The organism is Streptomyces gossypii, from assembly GCF_025165795.1.
Taxonomy (GTDB): domain Bacteria; phylum Actinomycetota; class Actinomycetes; order Streptomycetales; family Streptomycetaceae; genus Streptomyces; species Streptomyces gossypii.
This window is the reverse complement of record NZ_JAJAGO010000012.1, coordinates 168,205-187,605: the sequence shown is the minus strand read 5'-3', so window position 1 is coordinate 187,605 and position 19,401 is coordinate 168,205. Positions and strand designations below refer to the sequence as shown.

Sequence of the window (19,401 nt, the reverse complement as noted above, 5' to 3'; positions counted from 1 at the left end):
TCCTCCCGCTAGTTCGTTCGCATGACTAAGAATTTACCATCGCTTGAACCTTGCATCGGGCCGGGAACCCAGGCGGTACCCGCGCCCGGCTCCCCTGACTCCCTGTCGGGCGGCTCACCGGTTCGGCCTATGGTTGCTCCAGCACTGCCCAGGACCACCGTGCCCCTCGAAGGACAGCGATGCCCGCCAAGAAGAACTCGCGACGCGCCCGCCTGATAGTGATCGCAGTCGTGTTGCTGCTCGTGGCGGGCCTCGGCTACGGCACGTACTGGAGTGTCAGCACCGTCCGTGAGTCCTTTCCGCAGACCACGGGATCACTCAAGATCACCGCGCTGAAGAGCCCCGTCACCGTCAAACGCGACGCCCAGGGCGTGCCGCAGGTGTACGCGGACAACTCGCATGACCTGTTCCTGGCCCAGGGATTCGTCCAGGCCCAGGACCGCTTCTGGGAGATGGACGTCCGGCGCCACACGACCTCCGGCCGGCTGTCGGAGATGTTCGGCGAGGGCCAGGTCAAGACCGACGCCTTCCTGCGCACCCTCGGCTGGCGCGAGGTCGCCGAGAAGGAGTACAAGGCCCTGGCGCCGGAGACGAAGAAATACCTCCAGGCGTACGCGGACGGCGTGAACGCCTACCTCAAGGACCACAAGGGCGCCGCCGCCTCCGCCGAGTACGCCGCGCTCGACCTCAAGCACGACTACAGCCCGGAAAAATGGGACCCGGTCGACTCCGTGGCCTGGCTCAAGGCGATGGCCTGGGACCTGCGCGGCAACATGCAGGACGAGATCGACCGCGCCCTGATGACGAGCCGTTTCGACAAGCAGGAGATCGAGGAGCTCTACCCGCCCTACCCGGCCAAGCGGAACAAGCCGATCGTCGAGGGCGGCTCCGTCAACCCGGTCACCAAGGACTACGAGCCCGAGGGCGCGGGCCCCACCCCCGGGACGGGCCCCGGCGGCCAGGTCCCCGGCATGGACGACGCGGTGCAGGGGGCACAGACCCAGCTCGGCGGCGTCGCCAAGGCCCTGGACGCACTGCCCGACCTGCTCGGCCCCAACGGCAGCGGTATCGGCTCCAACTCATGGGTCGTTTCCGGCCAGTACACGACAACCGGCAAACCGCTGCTCGCCAACGATCCGCACCTCGCCCCGCAACTGCCGTCCGTCTGGTACCAGATGGGCCTGCACTGCCGCGACGTCAGCGAAGCCTGCCCGTTCGACGTCTCCGGCTTCACCTTCGCGGGCATGCCCGGCGTCGTCATAGGCCACAACCAGGACATCTCCTGGGGCATGACCAACCTCGGTGCCGACGTCACCGATCTGTACCTGCACGAGGTCAAGGACGACGGGTACCTCTACAACGGCAAGCGGCGCCCGTTCACCACCCGCAAGGAGACCATCAAGGTCGCGGGCGGCGAGGACCGGGAGATCACGGTGCGCGGCACCAACAGCGGCCCGATCATCTCCGACCGCGAGGACGAGTACGCGAAGGTCGGGGAGGAGGCCCCGGTCGACGTCTCGGCACCCGACAGCCGCGACGGCTATGCCGTCTCGCTCCGCTGGACGGCGCTGACCCCCTCCAAGAGCATGGACGCCGTCTTCAAGCTCAACCAGGCAGGCGACTTCAAGGAGTTCCGGGAAGCCGCGAGCGACTTCGCCGTCCCCTCGCAGAACCTCATCTACGCCGACACCGCGGGGAACATCGGCTACCAGGCGCCGGGCCGTATCCCCGAACGGGGCAAGGGCGACGGCCGCTACCCCGCGCCCGGCTGGGATCCGGACTACCGCTGGAAGAGCTACATCGCGCAGTCCTCGCTGCCCTGGGACTACAACCCGAAGCGCGGCTACATCGTCACCGCCAACCAGGCCGTCGTCGACCCCCAGAAGTACCCCAACCTGCTGACCGAGGACTGGGGCTACGGCGCGCGCAGCCAGCGCATCAACGACCTCATCAAGAAGAAGACGGAGGACGGCGGCAAGATCTCCATGCAGGACATGCAGGACATGCAGATGGACAACAGCAGCGAGATCGCCAAACTGCTGGTGCCGCACCTGCTGGAGATCGAGATCGACGACGAGTACGTGCGCGAGGCACAGGAGCTGCTGCGCGGCTGGGACTACACCCAGGACTCCGACTCGGCCGCCGCCGCCTACTTCAACGCGGTCTGGCGCAACATGCTGCAACTCGCCTTCGGCAACAAGCTCCCCGAGGAACTGCGGGTCAAGGGCGAGTGCCTGTGGGTGCGCCCGAACGACGACTCGGCGCTGAAGGACCTGGACGGCAACCCCAAGCGGGTGCAGGAGTGCGGCGAGCGCGACGCGGCCTCGGCCCAGCCGGACGGCGGCGACCGCTGGTTCGAGGTCGTACGGGGAATCCTGGACGATCCTTCGAGCGAGTGGTGGAAGACCTCCGGCACCAAGCGGAACCCCGGCGCCCGCAACCGGGACGAGCTGCTCGCGGACGCGATGAAGGACGCGCGCTGGGAGCTGACCGCCAAGCTGGGCAAGGACATCGACACCTGGAGCTGGGGGCGGCTGCACCGGATGATGCTCAAGAACCAGACCCTCGGCACGGACGGTCCCGGCTTCGTGCAGTGGCTCCTCAACCGCGGCCCGTGGGACCTGGGCGGCGGCGAAGCCGCGGTCAACGCCAGCGGCTGGAACGCGGCGGGCGGGTACGGGGTGACGTGGGTGCCCTCGATGCGGATGGTCGTCAACCTGGACGACCTCGACAAGTCGAGCTGGGTCAACCTCACGGGGGCGTCGGGGCACGCCTACCACCCGAACTACACGGACCAGACGGACAAGTGGGTGAAGGGCGAGCAGTACGACTGGGCGTTCAGCGAGAGGGCGGTGGAGAAGGCCACGGACGACAAGATGGCCCTCACGCCCTGACGGCCCGCCCTGACGGCCCGCGCTGACGGGGCGCCTGCGCCCAGCCCTGACGCCCAGCCCTGACGTCGTGGCCTGCGGCCGGAGTACCGAGTGCACCGGCCGCAGGAGCAGTGAGGCCGCAGGGATCAGTGGGGCGGCCTGGGCGTGAAGCGGTGCACGCCCGAAGGCGTGACGGCCGCCGCCACCGGCAGGTCGTGGGGTTCGACGGGGATCTCCTCCAGCACCTCGCCGTCGTAGAGCAGTACCACCAGGGTGGGCCGCGCCCCCGCCGCCGAGAGCCGCGCCAGCACCCGGTCGTACGAGCCGCCGCCGCGCCCCAGCCGCCTGCCCCGCTCGTCCACCGCCAGGCCGGGCAGCAGCACCGCGTCCGCTCCGGTCACCGCGTCGGGGCCCTGCCGTGTGCCCGTCGGCTCCAGCAGCCCGCGCCCTGCGCGCACCAGCGCGTCCGTGCCCTCGTACGGGGCCCAGTCGAGGTCGTTGTCCGGCCGCAGTACGGGCAGCAGCACCCGTACGCCCTCCGAGCGCAGTGCGTCCAGCAGCGCGCGGGTGGCCGGCTCGCGGCCGATCGAGACATACGCCGCCACCGTGCGCGCCCCGGCCAGTTCGGGCAGTTCGAGTGCGTGGCGGGCCAGTTCCGGCGACGTCGCCCACGCGTCATCCTCCGTCAACCGGGACCTCGTCACCAGGATGCTTTGGCGCAACTCCCGTTTTCTAGCGTGAACATCATTCACCGTCTCAGAACCTCATCTTTCACACATACACACCCGTACACACCCGTTATGGTGCTGGACATGGCTACTTCACGTAACAGGATCACCAAGGCTGTCATCCCAGCGGCGGGCCTCGGCACCCGATTCCTTCCCGCCACCAAGTCGACGCCCAAGGAGATGCTCCCCGTCGTCGACAAGCCCGCGATCCAGTACGTGGTCGAGGAGGCGGTCACGGCGGGCCTCTCCGATGTGCTCATGGTCACCGGCCGCAACAAGCGCCCCCTCGAGGACCACTTCGACCGCAACTACGAGCTCGAAGAGGTGCTCCGCACCAAGGGAGACGCGGCCAAGCTGACCCGGGTGCAGGAGTCCAGTGATCTCGCGACCATGCACTACGTACGGCAGGGCGACCCGCGCGGCCTGGGCCACGCCGTCCTCTGCGCCGCCCCGCACGTCGGCGACCAGCCTTTCGCCGTGCTGCTGGGCGACGACCTGATCGACCCGCGCGACCCGCTGCTCTCCCGGATGACGGCCGTGCAGCAGGAGCGGGGCGGCAGCGTCATCGCACTCATGGAGGTGCCCCCGGAGACCATCCACCTCTACGGCTGTGCCGCAGCCGCCCCCACCGGCCAGGACGATGTGGTGCGGGTCTCCGACCTGGTGGAGAAGCCGACCGAGGCGGAGGCGCCGAGCAACCTCGCGATCATCGGCCGCTACGTCCTCGACCCCGCGGTCTTCGAGGTGCTGCGCAAGACCCAGCCGGGCCGCGGCGGCGAGATCCAGCTCACCGACGCGCTGCAGGCGCTGGCCTCCGACCCGTCCCTCGGCGGGCCGGTACACGGTGTCGTCTTCGGCGGGCGCCGCTACGACACAGGTGACCGGGGCGACTACCTGCGTGCCATTGTCAGACTGGCATGCGAACGTGAGGACCTGGGCCCGGACTTCCGGGAGTGGCTGCGTGGTTATGTGAGCAAGGAGATGTAGGGCTTTGAGCGAGACCTGGTCCGTCGACGACCACCTGCAGGACATCCTCCGCAGCGTCCGCCCGCTGGAGCCCATCGAGCTGCAACTGCTCGACGCGCAGGGCTGTGTGCTCGTGGACGAGATCACGGTGCCCACCTCGCTCCCGCCCTTCGACAACAGCTCCATGGACGGCTATGCGGTCCGGGTCGCCGATGTCGAGGGCTCCACCGAGGCGTACCCCGCCGCGCTCACCGTGCTCGGTGACGTCGCGGCGGGCGGCGGTCGCGACGCGGAGCTGACCGTCGGCCCCGGCCAGGCCGCCCGCATCATGACCGGCGCCCCGCTGCCGCCCGGCGCCGAGGCAGTCGTCCCGGTGGAGTGGACGGACGGCGGCGCGGGTGGTGGCCCCGCCGAGTCCATGGCGCCGCGCGCCGCCGACCCGGGCGCGGCGGCCGGACAGGTGCTCGTCCACAGACCGGTCACGGCGGGCCAGTACGTGCGGGAGCGAGGCAGCGACGTGCGCTCCGGATCGGTCGCCCTCCCCGGCGGCACGCTGCTGGGGCCGCCGCAGATCGGCCTGCTGGCCGCTCTGGGATACGCCTCGGTGCGGGTGCGCCCCCGCCCGCGTGTGGTCGTCATCTCCACCGGCAGTGAACTCGTCCAGCCGGGCGGCGCGTTGGAGCACGGCCAGATCCACGACTCGAACAGCTTCGTGCTGACCGCCGCCGCCCGGGCCGCCGGAGCCATCGCCTACCGCGTCGGCGCCGTCGCGGACGACCCGGACACGCTGCGGGCCACCGTCGAGGACCAGCTGATCCGCGCCGACATCGTCGTCACCAGCGGCGGTGTGAGCGTGGGGGCGTACGACGTGGTGAAGGAGGCGCTCAGCGGCGTCGACGGCGCTGACGGCAGCGTCGACTTCCGGCGGCTCGCGATGCAGCCGGGGAAGCCGCAGGGTTTCGGGCTGGTCGGCTCCGAGCGCACCCCGCTGCTCGCCCTGCCGGGCAACCCGGTCAGCAGCTACGTGTCTTTCGAGCTGTTCGTCCGCCCGGCCATCCGCGCCCTGATGGGGCGCGAGCCCGTGCACCGCACGCCGGTGCCCGCGCTGTTGACGGGAGAGGGCGTGGGCAGCTCGCCCGCCGGGAAGCGACAGTTCCTGCGCGGCGCGTACGAGCCGCCGGAGCCGGGGGAGAAGCACGGATCCGTCCGGTCCGTCGGCGGTGCCGGTTCCCATCTGGTCGCCGCGCTCGCGCAGGCCGACGCGCTGATCGTGGTGCCGGAGGAGACGGAGGAACTGGCGGCGGGCGACGAGGTCGAGGTGCTGCTGCTCGACTGAGCGTGGTCCCCGAAGCGGGAGCGCGCCCGGCCGCCGCCGAGGCCGGGTAGCGTATAGCTCCGTATCTCCGCACGGAGACCGGACCAGGAGAGCGATGAGCAGCGCGGAGCAGCACCACCTCACCCACGTCGACGAGGCGGGCGCCGCACGTATGGTCGATGTCGCGGCCAAGCCCGTCACACCCCGCGTGGCGCGCGCCAGCGGACGCGTGCTCGTCTCTGCCCGCGTCGTCGGTCTGCTGCGCGGCGAGGGCGTGCCCAAGGGCGACGCCCTGGCCACCGCCCGCGTCGCGGGCATCATGGGCGCCAAGCGGACTTCCGAGCTGATTCCGCTGTGCCATCCGCTGGCGCTCTCCGGGGTCACACTCGACCTGGCCGTCGCCGACGACGCGGTGGAGATCACCGCGACGGTGCGCACCACGGACCGCACGGGTGTCGAGATGGAGGCCCTCACCGCCGTCTCGGTCGCCGCCCTCACCCTCGTCGACATGGTGAAGGCAGTCGACAAGGCGGCGGTGATCTCGGACGTGCGCGTCGAGGAGAAGACCGGCGGCAAGTCCGGCGACTGGTCACGCCCGGCCGGCGGCGGGAGCGCACAGTGACCCGCTCCGCGCCCCAGCCCGATCCCCGGCCCGATTCCCACTCCGCGCCCCGGTCCGGGCGCCGTGCGTACCGTGCGCTCGCCGTCACCGCCTCGAACCGCGCCGCCGCCGGCGTGTACGCCGACACCGGCGGCCCGCTGCTCGTCGCGGGCCTGACCCGGATGGGCTTCAGCACCGACGGCCCCCGCGTGGTGCCCGACGGCGAGCCGGTCGCCGAGGCCCTGCGGGCCGCGGCCGAGGAGGGCTACGACGTCGTGCTCACCACCGGCGGCACCGGCATCTCGCCCACGGACCGTACCCCCGAGATGACGCGCCGCGTCCTCGACTACGAGATTCCCGGCATTCCCGAGGCCATCCGGGCCGAGGGTCTGGCCAAGGTCCCCACCGCCGCCCTCTCCCGTGGCACGGCGGGGGTCGCCGGACGCACACTGATGGTGAACCTGCCTGGTTCCTCCGGCGGCGTGCGCGACGGCCTCGCCGTCCTGGAGCGGCTGCTCACCCACGCCGTCGACCAGATCCGCGGTGGCGATCATCAGAGAGGGGACGACACCAACTGACTGCGCCCTGGCCGGTAGTGCTGGCGGACGGCGCCATCGCCCTCCGCCCCATAAGGCTGCGCGATCAGCGGGCCTGGCGCGAGGTGAACCAGCGCAACCGGGAGTGGCTGCGTCCCTGGGAGGCCACCATCCCGCCCACGCTCCCCGGCCAGTACCCGGCACGCCGCCCGACGTACCGGCAGATGGTGCGGCACCTGCGGGCCGAGGCCCACGGGGGCCGGATGCTGCCGTTCGTCGTCGAGTACGAGGGGCAGTTGGTCGGGCAGCTGACGGTCGCCGGGATCACCTGGGGGTCGATGTGCTCGGGGCATGTCGGCTACTGGATCGACCAGGCCGTCGCGGGGCGCGGGGTGATGCCGACGGCCGTCGCACTCGCCTCGGACCACTGCTTCCGTGCGGTCGGACTGCACCGCATCGAGATCTGCATCCGCCCCGAGAACGGGCCCAGTCGGCGGGTGGTGGAAAAACTCGGATTCCGCGAAGAGGGTGTCCGTCCGCGCTATCTGCACATCGACGGCGCCTGGCGGGATCATCTGGTGTTCGCGCTGACCGCCGAGGAGGTGCCGGAAGGACTGCTGACCCGCTGGCACCAGGCCCGTCCGCCCGCAGAGCAGAAATAAAATAAGTGTTCGATATCGCACACTGAACTGCCGCCTGACGCACATCAATTGGTCACAAATAGCGCCACAGTCCACCGCAATCACAAAAAAAGCTCGACCTATCAGCAAGATCGTGCGACACGCCGCGCTATTCAGTCGATGCTGTGCCGCAAACCCCTCTACCGTGTGAGGGTGAGCAGCAGTGGCCTCATCTACGCAGTCATCGTCGGGGCCTGGGCCGCCTACTTGGTGCCGATGTGGCTCCGCAGACAGGACGAGCTGAACGAGGCCCGCCCGACGGAGCGCTTCAGCACCGCGATCCGGCTCCTCTCCGGCAAGGCGGCGATGGAGCGCCGTTACGCGAGGGACGCCGAGCGGCGCGAGTCGCAGGACCCGGAGTCCGGCACCTTCGACGGAGCCGCCGCGGCGGGAGGGCCCGCCGCCCACACCGGCGATGACGTCGCGAGCACGAGAGACCCGGAAGGGTCGGCCGAAGAAGCGGTCGACGTCCGGGCCTTCGCCGAGCCCCGGACGATGATCCGGCGCCCCGTCGAGGCGCACACCGAGCCGCGTGGCGAGGCGCATGCCGAGCCCGACGCAGGGCCGGACGCAGGGCGCGACGCAGGCGACTCCCACCTGGACAACCGGGCGGGTACCGACCGGGAAGACCGTGCGAACGCGCAGCGGGCCAGCGCCGAGCGCAACAAGCGTGCCCGGGTGCTGGCACGCCGCCGCCGCACCACGATGCTGCTCTTCCTCGCCTTCACCCTCGGCACGATCGTCGCCGCCGTCGGCGGGCTCGCCTTCCTCTGGGCTCCGGGCGCACCGGCCGCCCTGCTGAGCGCGTACATCGTGCATCTGCGCGCACAGGAGCGCCGCCGCTTCACCTTCACCATGGACCGGCGCCGTGCGGAGGAGGCGGCGCGGCGGCTGCGTGAGCGCGGTCCGCGCGGCCCGGCCGCCGTACGGGAACGGGCGCCGGACCCGGAGCCCGCCGCACGCCCGGCCGCCGCCGCTCCCGCCTTCGTCCCCGCGCCGGACCCCGCACCCGGCCCCGGCCCTGACCACGCCCCTGCGCGGGCTACGGGCCCAGCCGCAGCCCCGGCGCCGCCTCCCGCACCTTCGCCGAGGCCGGTTGCCGTGCCGTCCGCCGACCGCCGCGCACTCGTCGAGCAGACGGACCACGCGGAGTGGGTCGACCAGGAGCGCGGCCGGCTGCGCGAACAGCCCGAGGCCGAGGGCTGGGACCCGGTGCCGGTACCGCTGCCGACGTACGTCAGCGCCCCGGTGGCCCCGCGTACCGCGCGCGGAATCGACCTGGACGCCCCGGACACCTGGAGCTCCGCCCGCTCCAGCACAGCGGGCGCGGCGGACGGGCAGACCCCGGAGCCCACCCACCGCCCCCACCCCCCGGCCGGCGAGCGCGGACGCACCCCGCTTTTCGACCAATATGCCGATGAGGACCGCCCCCGCGCCGCCAACGAGTGACGCTCCGCCCGATTGCCGCCTGACCAGCGCGGAACGGATTTCCACCCCACCCAGCCGGGATGCTAGAGTTTTGTCCGTCGCAGGGGCCTGTGGCGCAGCTGGTAGCGCACCTCGTTCGCAACGAGGGGGTCAGGGGTTCGAATCCCCTCAGGTCCACCGCGCGACTGTTGCTGAGTTCGCTCAGGAAGAGTTCACGAGATCCCGTCCGATCTGGCTGATCGGGCGGGATCTTGGCGTTTCCGGACTCGATGAGGCAGCCGCAGACGAACGCGAGGGGATTATCCACGACACTCTCACGCGTGTGATCGGCACCGCGGGCTACCTCGAAGCGCCCGAGTCCGAAGAAGCCGTTGCCGCAGCCGCCCTTGTCGCCGCACAGTGCCGGGGCGGTCAGCCTGCCGATCCTCACCATGGGCCGGAAGAACCCATCCCTGACCTCACCCACCTGCGTGCCCCGACCCTCCAAGCCCTTGACCGCATCATGACCGAGCCGTCCGAGCTGATGCACCTATGGGTCGAATCAGATGGCGGACCCTCGCGCGCGACCATCAACCGTCTGCAGAACACGCTACTGCCGGAGCCTCCGCGCGAGCAGCTCCGCTAGAGCTGCCTGCCCACGGCCCGCTTGTTCGTTCCGCACCTGGAAGGCATGGGTGCCCCGCCGCATCCCCACACCGCCATTCGACGTGGAATCGCTGATAGTGGAGCTTTCCGGTCTCGCGCTGGAGACGGCCCTGCGCAGTGGCGCCGACGCGGGCGGTGGAGTACGCGAGCTGGACATGGGCGACCTCGGTGGCGTGTACCTCTTCGTCTGCCCTGAGTGCCAGCCGTCGCGCCATCTCTTGCCGGTCCGCCGGGTGATCCCGACGATCCGACTGGCCTCCCCGTTGCCGTAGCCCTGCTGCATGAGCGGGAAGTATGCCTTCCGCTCCCGCGTCAGACGGCGGCCTCCGCCTGGGCCTCGGTCATCCCTCAAGAACACCGGCGGGGGTTTTGCCGTGCCCGGGGATCTGCGAGCGCGGTGCGGGGCGACCGTCGGGGAAATCTCTTCGGCGAACCGGTCACATTCTCTGGACCTGAGTCGTCAGTGCGGAAATGAACGAATCCGGGCCGTGAGGCACGGGGGAGAACACGCTCTGCGGGCAGCGCCCAGCGCCTGTCCCGGCGGTCCCCCACTGTGCCGACCTGGCCGGATACCGCCCTCGGTCAATCGACCCAGCACAGTTGAGGAGTTACCCAATGGCTGCCCCCGACTCAACCGTGAGCCGCTCGGGACCTGGAGCCGGCTTCGGCCCCGGGGCCATCCTGGCCTTCGTCTGCATGGGCCAGTTCATGGTCTTCACCGACGTGTCGATCGTGAACCTCGCCCTGCCGTCCATCCAGGACAGCCTTGGCATGTCGTCTGTCAGCCTGAACTACATCGTCACGGCCTACGCGACGGTGCTCGGCGGTTTCCTGCTGCTCGGCGGGCGGCTGGCGGATACGTTCGGGCGCCGCCGGCTGCTGCAGATCGGCTTCACCCTCTTCGCCCTGGCCTCCCTCGCCTCCGGTCTCGCTTCGAGCGGCACCATGCTGATCGCCTCCCGTGCCGTCCAGGGCTTCGGCGCGGCGATGATCACTCCGGCCGCCCTGGCGATCCTCACCAACACCTTCACCGAGGGACCTGAGCGCAACAAGGCGCTCGGGGTGTGGGGCTCGCTGTCCGGCATCGCGTCGATCGCCGGCGTCATCCTGGGCGGTGTGCTCGCCGACGGGCCGGGCTGGGAGTGGATCTTCTGGATCAACGTGCCGATCGGCCTGGGCGCCGCCCTGCTGGCCGTACGTGTGCTGCCCGAGAGCAAGGCCGACCAGCGCGGTCAGTTCGACACCCTCGGAGCCGCGACGCTCACCTCGGCCCTGCTGCTCCTGATCTTCACGATCGGCGAAGCCACGCACGTGGGCTGGAGTTCCTTCCGTACCGTCGGCTCCCTGGCCGGTGTGGTGGTGCTGCTGGCCGCCTTCCTGGTGACCGAGTCGAGGGTCACGTCGCCGATGATGCCGCTGCGCATCTTCCGGCTGAAGACCATGCGGATCGCGAACCTCTCCGCCGTCATGGTCTTCGGTACCTTCGGCGCGCTCTTCTTCTTCGCCAGCCTCTTCATGCAGGACGTCTACCAGTACTCGCCGCTGAAGGCGGGCTTCGCCTATGTGCCGCTCGCCTTCTGCGTGGCGGCGGGCGCGGGTATCGCGTCCGGCATGGTCACCAAGATCGCGCCGCGCCCGGTGGTCATGGTCGGGCTTGCGCTCACGGTCACCGGGCTCCTGCTGCTGTGGCGGGCTCCGGCCGGCGGCAGCTACGCGGCCGATCTGCTCGTCCCGTTCATGCTGCTCGGCCTGGGCTGCGGAATGGTGTTCGTGTCGCTGCAGATCGCGGCGTTCGTCGGTGTCTCCAGCAAGGAGGCGGGTGTCGGGGCCGGTCTGATCAACACCAGCCAGGAGGCCGGTGGCGCACTCGGCCTCGCGGTCATCGCGACAATCGCCTACAACGGCCTGAGCTCCGAGATGGCCGCGGCGGGCGGCGACCCCGAGCTGATCACGAAGGCCCACGAAGCGGCCAACCACGACGCGTTCCTGTCGGCCGCAGCCCTCGGCCTCGCCGCTCTGGCGGTGGTCACGTTCCTGATGCCGCGCGGTACTCAGTCGATGAGCTCCGGGGCGGCGGGTCCGGAGGACGCAGCTGCGGGGGCCGCTCCCGCGCGAGCGGAGGTGGAGAAGCAGAGCGGATGACCGGCCGGGCGCCGGCCCTGCCGAGAACGACAACGACAACGACAACGCAAGATCTTTGAAGGAGACTGCCATGACCCGCATCACCCACCCCGCCTTCGCCGTACCCGGAGCCATGGATGCTCTGGTGGCACTGGGGAAGGCGTCCAAGGAAGTGGGCGTTCCGGTGAGGCTTCTGGAGTTGCTGCACCTGCGCGCCAGCCAGATCAACGGGGACGGTGCCAACGTCGACCGGCACCCGCGGTTGGCCCGTGCGGCCGGCGAGGAGTCCGAGGAGCGCATCCTCGCAGTCGCCTCGTGGCGCAACACCCCGTACTTCACCGAGGCCGAACGGGCCGCGCTGGCGCTCACCGAAGCGCTTACCCAGATCGCCGATGCCACCGACCCGGTCCCGGACAAGATCTGGAACGAGGCCGCCGAGCACTACAAGGAGCCCGAGCTCGCGGCCATCGTCCTCAGCATCGCCACGGTCAACCTGTGGAACCGGCTCCACGTCGCCATCGGCCAGATGGCGGACCCCGACAGCTGAGCATCCCTGGCAAACGGATGGCCCGGTCCCCGCGAACTCCGTGGGAACCGGGCCACCCGCTTCGTGCCGCCCCAGGCTCGGATCAGTCGCCGATCACCGCGAGGTCGAGCCGGCGCAGGCGTTCAGGGTCGGTGATCACCTCGATCTCGGTGACCTTTCCGCCCGCGATCTCGAAGGTCATCGCCCGGAACCACTCCCCCTGGTGAGCGGTGATGACGCCCGGCACCCCGTTGATCAGCGCCAGCTCCGCTGCATAGGCGATCTGGGCGAAGGTGGCCGCACCCTTGGCCACGGCAAGAGACCCGCGCACCTCCGCCCGGGCGCCACCGCCGTCGGAGCGCGCCACGACGTCGGGATCGAGGACGGAGACCAGGGCGTCGAAGTCGCCGCCTCGCGCCGCGGCGAGGAACGCCTCCACCACCCTGCGCCGCCGAGACAGGTCGGGATCCGGCGCCGGGGTGCCGCCCCGTACCTTGCGGCGGGCGCGGCTGGCGAGCTGCCGGGCCGCGGCGGGGGTGCGTTCCACGATGGGGGCGATCTCGTCGAAGGGCACGCCGAACATGTCGTGCAGCACGAGTGCGAGCCGCTCGGTGGGATCCAGCGCCTCGAGAACCACGAGCAGCGCGAGGCCGACCGAGTCGGCCATCACCGCTTGCTGCTCGGGGTCGCCGCCTTCCTTGTGTGCGGCGGCCGTTGCAGTCTGAGCCGACTCGAGGAAGGGGTCCTCGCGCCGGATGCGGCGTGCCTTCAGCACGTCCAGGCAGACGCGGCCGACCACGGTCGTCAGCCAGCCGCCCAGGTTTTCGATACCGCCGTCGTAAGAACGGTTGAGTCGCAGCCAGGCCTCCTGGACTGCGTCGTCCGCCTCGCTCAACGAGCCGAGCATGCGGCAGGCGACCGCTCGCAGATGACTCCGGTTCTCCTCGAACCGCTCCGCCAGCCATTCCCGCTCGTCCATCGGTCTCCTCCTGGTAGTCGTCCTCGCACACTGACGAACAAGCTCAGGCGGATGTGACGGGATTCCCCGGCCGATGTGACGAGATCCCGCGGCGTACGCCGTCCACGGCCGGGCGGACCGTTCAGCGGGAGGCGTCGGGCCCAACGGTTGGCAGGTAGCGCGGTGCCCGCCAGGCGTCCAGCCGGTGCTCCACCGCGGCGCCCAGTGCCAGCAGCTTGACGTCCTGGTGGTTACCGGCCATCAGGAGCAGGCCGACGGGCAGTTCGTTCACGGAGCCGGCGGGGACCGAGAGCGACGGGTAACCGGACACGGCGGCGGGGGTGGAGGACGGGATCACGTCGTCATCGCCGCGCGCGCAGTCGGTCGTCCAGGCGGGCGGGTTCGTCGGTGCGGCGATGGCGTCCAGCCGGTGGGTGGCCATGGTCTCGTCGATGGACAGCCGGGAGAGCTTCTTCAGCTCGGCACGCATGGCCCGGTACTCCGGGTCGGTGGTGGGAGGTGCGGCGAGGGCCCCCTCGAACAGCTCCTGACCGGCGAAGCAGCTCTGCTCCGCCGGGTGGGTGCGGTTGAACTCGATGAGTTCGGCGAGGTTCTGCGGGCCGTCGCGGGTGGCGAGATAGGCGTTGATGTCCCGGTGGAACTCGCTCAGCAGCGCCGGGAACTCGAGTTCGGCGAGGCGCTTCTGGTGCGGGGGAGTCACCTCGACGACCTCGGCTCCCGCCTCGCGTAGCTTCTTCGCCGTGCTGGTCATCACGGCGTCAACCTCCGACCCGAGCGAGGGCAGCCGCCAGAGGCCGATCCGCTTGCCGCGCAGACCGCCGGGGGCGCGAAGGTCATCGGGGAGCTCGGTGTCGCCTCCGCCGAGCACCGAGAGGGTGAGCGCGGTGTCGATCACGTTGCGCGCCATGGGCCCCGCGGTGTCCTGCTCCGCGGAGATCGGGACCACGCCGGACTGGCTGACCAGCCCGAGGCTGGGCTTGTGGCCGACCACCCCGTTCATCCCGGCCGGGCACACGATGGATCCGTCCGTCTCGGTGCCGATCGCCACCTGCGACAGCGACGCGGCGAGTGCGGCGGCCGAACCGGACGACGACCCGCACGGGTTCCGGTCCAGTACGTACGGATTGCTGGTCTGCCCGCCCACCGCCGACCACCCGGACGTCGGCTGCGCCGCACGGAAGTTCGCCCACTCGGACAGGTTGGTCTTGCCGAGGATCACCGCCCCCGACGCCCGTAGCCGGGTCACCAGGGCGGCGTCGGCGTCGGGCGGGCTCCCGGCCAGCGCCAGTGAACCGGCGGTCGTCGGCATGTCGCGGGTGTCCACGTTGTCCTTGAGCAGGACGGGTATGCCGTCGAGCGGACCTCGGGTGGTGCCGCGCCGGTGCCTGGCGTCGCTGGCGGCGGCTTGGCGAAGAGCCGTCGGGTCGGTGCGCAGCACCGCGTTGATCTTGGGGTCGACGGTCCTGATCCGCCAGAGGTAGGCGCTGGTCAGCGCCGAGGAGGTCAGCGAACCCTTTGCCATACGGGCCTGCAACTCCGGGATCGTCACGGTGTCGAGATCGACTCCCAGCCTCGGAGGTGAACCGGTCGGTGGCGAAGAGCCGTCGGCCCTCCTCTCCGAGGCTTCCGCACCCGGGCTCGGCGCACCGGTGAAAAGGGACCCGGCGACCAGGGCGGCGATCAGCGTGGCAGCGCTCCTCATTCTCATGAAGGCCAGCGGACTATAGGCCGGTGCGCGGGCGCAAGGGTGCCTCCGCTCGGGTGCATAGAGTGATCAGGTGACTACGTGCAGTGTTCTGGTGCGGGATTGCTTCTGCGATGACCGGCGATGCCTGGTCATCTAAGGGCTGTCCGGGCGATTCTCCGGACGGTTCCCTCCTGTGGAATGACGGTTGCGGGTGGGAACGAACGGGAGCGGGTGGGAGCCGGTGTTCAGTGGTGGAGCGGGAAACCGTCTCGGCGGGGGCTATTTCCAGTCGATATCCGCTACCTGTCGGGTGGCGAGATTCACGCGGTTCCACATGTTGACCGTGGCGATCGAAAGGAGCAGGCCGCCCAGTTGCATCTCGTCGTAGTGCCGTGCCGCCTCGTCCCAGGTCGCGTCAGGCACCGCGTCCGGCCGGTCGTTTACCCGGGTGACGGCCTCGGCCAGCGCGAGTGCCGCGCGTTCGGCGTCGTTGAAGAAGGGGCGTTCCCGCCAGGTCGAAACGGCGAAGATGCGCTCGTCGCTCTCGCCCGCCTTCTTCAATTCCGCCGCGTGCACACGCACACAGACGCTGCAGCTGTTGATCTGACTTGTCCGCAGGTGTGCGAGGTAGAGTGTGACGGCGGGTACGCCGGTATTTTCGGTGGAAGTCCCCAGCGCGAGCAGGGCGTCCATGGCACCGGGTACGACCTGGGCGGGATTGCCCATGCGTGCCTGCATGATCGGTCTCCTTCGGTAGCCTTCATGTGCGGTTGTTTTGGCGGGTCTTACCGGGCTGCGGTGGACCAATCCAGACGCAGAGCCTCGGAGTTGCTCTGGCCGCCTGGATTCCGCCCTTCACACCACCGACGGAATTCGACGGAGGAATGTGACCGATAGGCCGCGACGATTTTCTACTGGAGCGCTTCGAGTCGGAGCGGAACGAGCTGCGCGCGGTGGCATGCCGGATGCTCGGCGCGCTCTGCAACGCCTCCAGGCTCAGTACGCGCGTCCTGTACCGGCCTCAGTCGGTGGCGTCGCCCAGTGACTCCAGCAGCTGCCGGAAGGTTTCGGAGAGAGTGTCGCGCTGAGGTCTGCTGAGGGTGGCGAGCAGGCGGTTCTGCGTGTCGACATGGTCGGGCAGGGCGGCGTCGATGAGTGCGTGCCCTTCGGCCGTGAGCCCGACATACACGCCCCGGCCGTCGGACTCGCTGGGTGTGCGGGTCACCAGGCCGCGCTCCTCCAGGCGGTCGAGCCGCTGGGTGACGGCCCCCGAGGTGATCATGGAGGAGCGCATCAGCTCGGCCGGGGTCAGCCGGTGCGGGGGGTCGTTGCGGCGCAGGGTGGCCAGTACGTCGAACGACGCCGGGTCGAGTCCGTGTGAGGCGAAGGTGCGGCGCTGCTCGGCCTCGACGAGCCGCGTCAGCCGCTTCAACCGCCCGAGCACGGCCATTGACGATACGTCCAGGTCGGGGCGCTGCGCCCCCCACTGCTCCAGTACGCGATCCACGTGGTCTGCCACACCCTCAGCCTAAGGGCTGTCCCGTGATCCCTGGCGGGCGCACGACGACAGCTACGGCACCTCGCCGCGTTGTCGGAGTCGTCCATGTACGCCCAGTACGAGGACGATCCTCCGCCTTGCGAGCGCACGCACCAGACGCCGCAAGCTGATCGACCGCCCATTCTGTCAGGGGCTCTTGGTCACCCTTGCGTGCGTCTCCGGGCGCCGTACATCTCTTGAAAAGTAGCTTAGCGATGAGCTACTTTTGCTTAGTGCTAAGCAATCGAGTCAGAGATGTGCTGTTGACCGCGCTGGCCCCCGCCATCTGGGGATCCACCTACCTCGTCACCACCGAACTGCTGCCCCCCGGACGCCCCTTGCTCGCCGCCGTGCTGCGTGCGCTCCCGGCGGGCATCCTGCTCGTCCTGATCACCCGGCGGCTGCCGCACGGCAACTGGTGGTGGCGCGCACTCATACTCGGCGGGCTCAACATCGGGGCGTTCTTCGCCCTGCTGTTCGTCGCCGCCTACCGGCTGCCCGGCGGGGTCGCCGCCACCGTCGGCGCGCTGCAGCCCCTGCTGGTCGCCGGTCTGGCCGCCGGGCTGCTCGGCGAGCGCCTGACCCGGTGCACCCTCCTCGCGGGACTCGCCGGTGTGGCGGGCGTCAGCCTGCTCGTCCTGCGGGCGGACGCGGCGCTGGACGGCATCGGAGTCGCCGCCGCCCTCGGCAGCGCGCTCGTCATGGCCACCGGCATCGTGCTCAGCAAACGGTGGGTCTCATCCGCGCCGCTGCTCGCCACCACGGGCTGGCAACTCGTCGCAGGCGGCCTGCTGCTGCTCCCGGTCGCGTTCTTCGTCGAGGGCCCGCCGCCCGCCACGCTGACCGGCGGGAACCTGGCGGGATACGGCTACCTCACCCTGGTCGGCGCCGCCCTCGCGTACGCCCTGTGGTTCCGGGGGATCCGCGCACTCCCGTCGACCAGCGTGACCTTCCTCGGCCTGCTCAGCCCGGTGGTCGCGACCACGCTCGGCTGGCTCGTGCTCGGCCAGCAGCTCACCGCCACGCAGGCGCTGGGCGGGCTCCTGGTGCTCGCGGCGCTGATCGTGGCGCAGACGCGGCGGGCCGTTCCCCAGCCCCAGCCCGACTCTCAGCCCGAGTCCGCGCCCGACCGTCACCCCGTACGCACGCTGTCACGGCCCGCTGTCCGGCAGGACACGACAGTCAGCTGACCCCGCACCGAGCCGTATGCGAAAGGAGTCGAAATCATGCGCATCACCGTGTTCGGAGCCGCCGGAAACGTAGGAAGCCGTGTAGTGGCGGAGGCACTGCACCGTGGCCACGAAGTCACCGCCGTCGTACGGGACTCCGCCCGGTTCCCCGAACTGGCCGCCGCCGCCCGCCCCCGTGCGGGCGATGCCGCCGACGCCGGGGAGGTGGCCGAGCTGAGCGAGGGCCAGGACGTCGTCATCAGCGCGACCCGCCCGGCACCCGGCCGCGAGGGGGAACTCGCCGTCATCGCCGAGGCGTTGCTTACCGGCCTCGCCCAGACCGGCGTACGGCTGCTGCTGGTCGGCGGCGCGGGCAGCCTCACGCTGCCCGGCACCGGCGGCACCACCGTCGCCGAGGGCCCGGACTTTCCCCCCTCCTGGCTGCCCATCGCGCTGGCCTGCAACGACCAGCTCGCGGTATGCAAGGCCGAGACCCGGGTGGACTGGGTCTATCTGAGCCCGTCCGCGATGCTGGAGCCGGGTGTACGCACCGGCGGTTACCGCGTCGGCAGCGACGAACTGCTGGTCGATGCCGACGGCAACTCGTCGATCTCCATGGAGGACCTGGCCGTGGCGCTGGTGGACGAGGCCGAGCAGCCCCAGCACCACCGCGCCAGGTTCACCGTCGGCTACTGAAGGCCGGGCCCCGGCGGAGCCGGAGATGTCAGAGCGCGTAGACCCAGGGCGTGGTCGTGGTCAGCGGGGTGAAACCGAGACGCTGCAGGATCGGGCGGCTCTGGTCGGACGCGTCGACCTGGAGGTAGCGGAAGCCGCGCCCCGCGGCGACGCGCGCACGTACGGCGACCAGGGCACGGTAGATGCCCAGCCCGCGCCACTCGGCCACCGTGCCGCCGCCCCAGAGGCCGGCGAAGTCGGTGCCGGGGAACATCTCCATCCGTGCCGCGCACACCGGGACTTCACCGGCCAGGGCGACGACGGCGGTGAGCGTGTCCGGTGCCTCGGTGAGCTGGGTGAGGAGCTGCTCCTTGAGCGGGGTGCGGTTCTCGTCGAACGCCTGATCGTGGACCGTCACCAGGAGGTCGATGTCGGCCGGGTCGGTCACATGGTGCAGGCGGATGCCCTCGGGCAGCTCGACGGCGGTGGGGAGATCCTCGACCCGGGCGACCATGAGCGTCTCGTCCGGCTCCGGTGTGAAACCGGCCGCCCGCAGCCGGTCGGCGAGGTCGCCGGGGCGGTCGTGGGCGTACAGCTTCCACTCGAACTCCCGGTCGAGCGCCTTGAAGTGTGTGATCTGGGCCGCGATCGCGGCGTCCGCGGTCTCCTCCCGCAGATCGGACCAGATGACGCCGCACCATCCACCCCCGCACGCGCCTCCGCTGCCGCCGCCGATCTGGCGCACGACATCGGCTCCCCGCTCGACCTGCCCCGCAGCACCGAAGGACGGTGCGTCCCGTCGCATCTGCCGGTCGAAGGCGGCCAGAACCGCATCGTTGTCCATCCCGTCAGTGCAACACTGCGCGGCGGGCGCGGCAATGGGATTTCCGCCGATGTCGGACGGTGGAAATCCAGCCACACCCTGTCCGCATCTC

The 19,401-nt window shown here is 70.4% G+C and carries 19 protein-coding genes, 1 tRNA gene and 1 pseudogene; 14 read left to right on the top strand and 7 right to left on the bottom strand.

Annotated features, from left to right (window positions below):
• Positions 1-179 precede the first annotated feature (179 nt).
• Positions 180-2,894, top strand: a complete 2,715-nt coding sequence (locus LHJ74_RS24880) for a penicillin acylase family protein (protein WP_260220442.1) — start codon at positions 180-182, stop codon at positions 2,892-2,894.
• 125 nt (positions 2,895-3,019) lie between these two features.
• On the opposite strand, the gene LHJ74_RS24875 is transcribed toward LHJ74_RS24880, so the two are convergent.
• Positions 3,020-3,625: a 5-formyltetrahydrofolate cyclo-ligase gene (locus LHJ74_RS24875; protein ID WP_260220441.1), complete on the bottom strand. Its 606-nt coding sequence runs from the start codon at positions 3,623-3,625 to the stop codon at positions 3,020-3,022.
• Positions 3,626-3,685: 60 nt separating this feature from the next.
• Here LHJ74_RS24875 and galU point away from each other — a divergent pair, with 60 nt between their 5' ends.
• The 9 genes from galU (at position 3,686) to LHJ74_RS24830 (ending at position 10,044) form a co-directional block, all read left to right on the top strand.
• Positions 3,686-4,588: a UTP--glucose-1-phosphate uridylyltransferase GalU gene (galU, locus tag LHJ74_RS24870; RefSeq protein WP_260220440.1), complete on the top strand. Its 903-nt coding sequence runs from the start codon at positions 3,686-3,688 to the stop codon at positions 4,586-4,588.
• A gap of 4 nt (positions 4,589-4,592) precedes the next feature.
• Positions 4,593-5,903, top strand: coding sequence for a molybdotransferase-like divisome protein Glp (gene glp, locus LHJ74_RS24865; RefSeq protein WP_260220439.1), 1,311 nt, complete (start codon positions 4,593-4,595; stop codon positions 5,901-5,903).
• Between the two features lie 94 nt (positions 5,904-5,997).
• On the top strand, positions 5,998-6,504 hold the full coding sequence (gene moaC / locus LHJ74_RS24860) for a cyclic pyranopterin monophosphate synthase MoaC (protein WP_260220438.1): 507 nt from the start codon (positions 5,998-6,000) through the stop codon (positions 6,502-6,504).
• Positions 6,501-7,061 carry a MogA/MoaB family molybdenum cofactor biosynthesis protein gene (locus LHJ74_RS24855; protein WP_375546833.1) on the top strand — a complete coding sequence of 187 codons (561 nt, stop codon included), beginning with the start codon at positions 6,501-6,503 and terminating at the stop codon, positions 7,059-7,061. Before moaC ends, LHJ74_RS24855 begins: the two co-directional genes overlap by 4 nt.
• A complete protein-coding gene (locus LHJ74_RS24850; protein ID WP_260220557.1) occupies positions 7,058-7,681 on the top strand; it encodes a GNAT family N-acetyltransferase in 624 nt (207 codons plus the stop codon). The genes LHJ74_RS24855 and LHJ74_RS24850 overlap by 4 nt, the downstream gene beginning before the upstream one ends.
• A gap of 171 nt (positions 7,682-7,852) precedes the next feature.
• The gene (gene sepX / locus LHJ74_RS24845; protein ID WP_260220437.1) at positions 7,853-9,148 is read left to right on the top strand and encodes a divisome protein SepX/GlpR; all 1,296 of its coding nucleotides are present in this window, start codon (positions 7,853-7,855) and stop codon (positions 9,146-9,148) included.
• Between the two features lie 83 nt (positions 9,149-9,231).
• Positions 9,232-9,304 (top strand) — tRNA-Ala (locus LHJ74_RS24840).
• 52 nt (positions 9,305-9,356) lie between these two features.
• Complete coding sequence (locus LHJ74_RS24835) at positions 9,357-9,752, top strand: DUF4259 domain-containing protein (RefSeq protein ID WP_311203348.1); 396 nt, start codon at positions 9,357-9,359, stop codon at positions 9,750-9,752.
• Between the two features lie 49 nt (positions 9,753-9,801).
• The gene (locus LHJ74_RS24830) at positions 9,802-10,044 is read left to right on the top strand and encodes a hypothetical protein (RefSeq protein ID WP_260220436.1); all 243 of its coding nucleotides are present in this window, start codon (positions 9,802-9,804) and stop codon (positions 10,042-10,044) included.
• Here LHJ74_RS24830 and LHJ74_RS34575 read toward each other — a convergent pair.
• A pseudogene (locus tag LHJ74_RS34575) lies at positions 9,965-10,130 on the bottom strand (IS30 family transposase); the annotation flags it as partial. The gene LHJ74_RS24830 and the pseudogene LHJ74_RS34575 sit on opposite strands and share 80 nt — an antisense overlap.
• A gap of 257 nt (positions 10,131-10,387) precedes the next feature.
• Here LHJ74_RS34575 and LHJ74_RS24825 point away from each other — a divergent pair.
• Both LHJ74_RS24825 and LHJ74_RS24820 read left to right on the top strand, forming a co-directional pair.
• Positions 10,388-11,914 (top strand): MFS transporter, encoded by a 1,527-nt coding sequence (locus LHJ74_RS24825; RefSeq protein ID WP_260220435.1) that lies wholly within the window; start codon positions 10,388-10,390, stop codon positions 11,912-11,914.
• Positions 11,915-11,984: 70 nt separating this feature from the next.
• Complete coding sequence (locus LHJ74_RS24820; RefSeq protein WP_260220434.1) at positions 11,985-12,440, top strand: carboxymuconolactone decarboxylase family protein; 456 nt, start codon at positions 11,985-11,987, stop codon at positions 12,438-12,440.
• 82 nt (positions 12,441-12,522) lie between these two features.
• On the opposite strand, the gene LHJ74_RS24815 is transcribed toward LHJ74_RS24820, so the two are convergent.
• The 4 genes from LHJ74_RS24815 to LHJ74_RS24800 all read right to left on the bottom strand — a co-directional run bounded on the left by LHJ74_RS24815 (position 12,523) and on the right by LHJ74_RS24800 (position 16,604).
• Entirely contained in the window at positions 12,523-13,398 is an 876-nt protein-coding gene (locus LHJ74_RS24815; RefSeq protein WP_260220432.1) for a sigma-70 family RNA polymerase sigma factor, read from the bottom strand.
• 121 nt (positions 13,399-13,519) lie between these two features.
• Positions 13,520-15,106 carry an amidase gene (locus LHJ74_RS24810; RefSeq protein ID WP_260220431.1) on the bottom strand — a complete coding sequence of 529 codons (1,587 nt, stop codon included), beginning with the start codon at positions 15,104-15,106 and terminating at the stop codon, positions 13,520-13,522.
• 258 nt (positions 15,107-15,364) lie between these two features.
• Positions 15,365-15,823: a carboxymuconolactone decarboxylase family protein gene (locus LHJ74_RS24805; RefSeq protein ID WP_260220430.1), complete on the bottom strand. Its 459-nt coding sequence runs from the start codon at positions 15,821-15,823 to the stop codon at positions 15,365-15,367.
• 283 nt (positions 15,824-16,106) lie between these two features.
• Positions 16,107-16,604, bottom strand: coding sequence for a MarR family winged helix-turn-helix transcriptional regulator (locus LHJ74_RS24800; RefSeq protein ID WP_260220429.1), 498 nt, complete (start codon positions 16,602-16,604; stop codon positions 16,107-16,109).
• Positions 16,605-16,855: 251 nt separating this feature from the next.
• Between LHJ74_RS24800 and LHJ74_RS24795 the strand changes: the two genes are divergently transcribed.
• A complete protein-coding gene (locus tag LHJ74_RS24795; RefSeq protein ID WP_260220428.1) occupies positions 16,856-17,812 on the top strand; it encodes an EamA family transporter in 957 nt (318 codons plus the stop codon).
• A 36-nt stretch (positions 17,813-17,848) separates the two neighbouring features.
• Positions 17,849-18,487: an NAD(P)-dependent oxidoreductase gene (locus tag LHJ74_RS24790; protein WP_260220427.1), complete on the top strand. Its 639-nt coding sequence runs from the start codon at positions 17,849-17,851 to the stop codon at positions 18,485-18,487.
• Positions 18,488-18,515: 28 nt separating this feature from the next.
• On the opposite strand, the gene LHJ74_RS24785 is transcribed toward LHJ74_RS24790, so the two are convergent.
• On the bottom strand, positions 18,516-19,310 hold the full coding sequence (locus LHJ74_RS24785; protein ID WP_260220425.1) for a GNAT family N-acetyltransferase: 795 nt from the start codon (positions 19,308-19,310) through the stop codon (positions 18,516-18,518).
• Between the last annotated feature and the right edge of the window lie 91 nt (positions 19,311-19,401).

Bases quoted from the DNA above. Each gene is read 5' to 3' on its own strand.
- LHJ74_RS24880 (WP_260220442.1), top strand. From the start codon at position 180: ATGCCCGCCAAGAAGAACTCGCGACGCGCCCGCCTGATAGTGATCGCA.
- galU (WP_260220440.1), top strand. From the start codon at position 3,686: ATGGCTACTTCACGTAACAGGATCACCAAGGCTGTCATCCCAGCGGCG.
- moaC (WP_260220438.1), top strand. From the start codon at position 5,998: ATGAGCAGCGCGGAGCAGCACCACCTCACCCACGTCGACGAGGCGGGC.
- LHJ74_RS24825 (WP_260220435.1), top strand. From the start codon at position 10,388: ATGGCTGCCCCCGACTCAACCGTGAGCCGCTCGGGACCTGGAGCCGGC.
- LHJ74_RS24820 (WP_260220434.1), top strand. From the start codon at position 11,985: ATGACCCGCATCACCCACCCCGCCTTCGCCGTACCCGGAGCCATGGAT.
- LHJ74_RS24815 (WP_260220432.1), bottom strand. From the start codon at position 13,398: ATGGACGAGCGGGAATGGCTGGCGGAGCGGTTCGAGGAGAACCGGAGT.
- LHJ74_RS24810 (WP_260220431.1), bottom strand. From the start codon at position 15,106: ATGAGAATGAGGAGCGCTGCCACGCTGATCGCCGCCCTGGTCGCCGGG.
- LHJ74_RS24805 (WP_260220430.1), bottom strand. From the start codon at position 15,823: ATGCAGGCACGCATGGGCAATCCCGCCCAGGTCGTACCCGGTGCCATG.
- LHJ74_RS24790 (WP_260220427.1), top strand. From the start codon at position 17,849: ATGCGCATCACCGTGTTCGGAGCCGCCGGAAACGTAGGAAGCCGTGTA.
- LHJ74_RS24785 (WP_260220425.1), bottom strand. From the start codon at position 19,310: ATGGACAACGATGCGGTTCTGGCCGCCTTCGACCGGCAGATGCGACGG.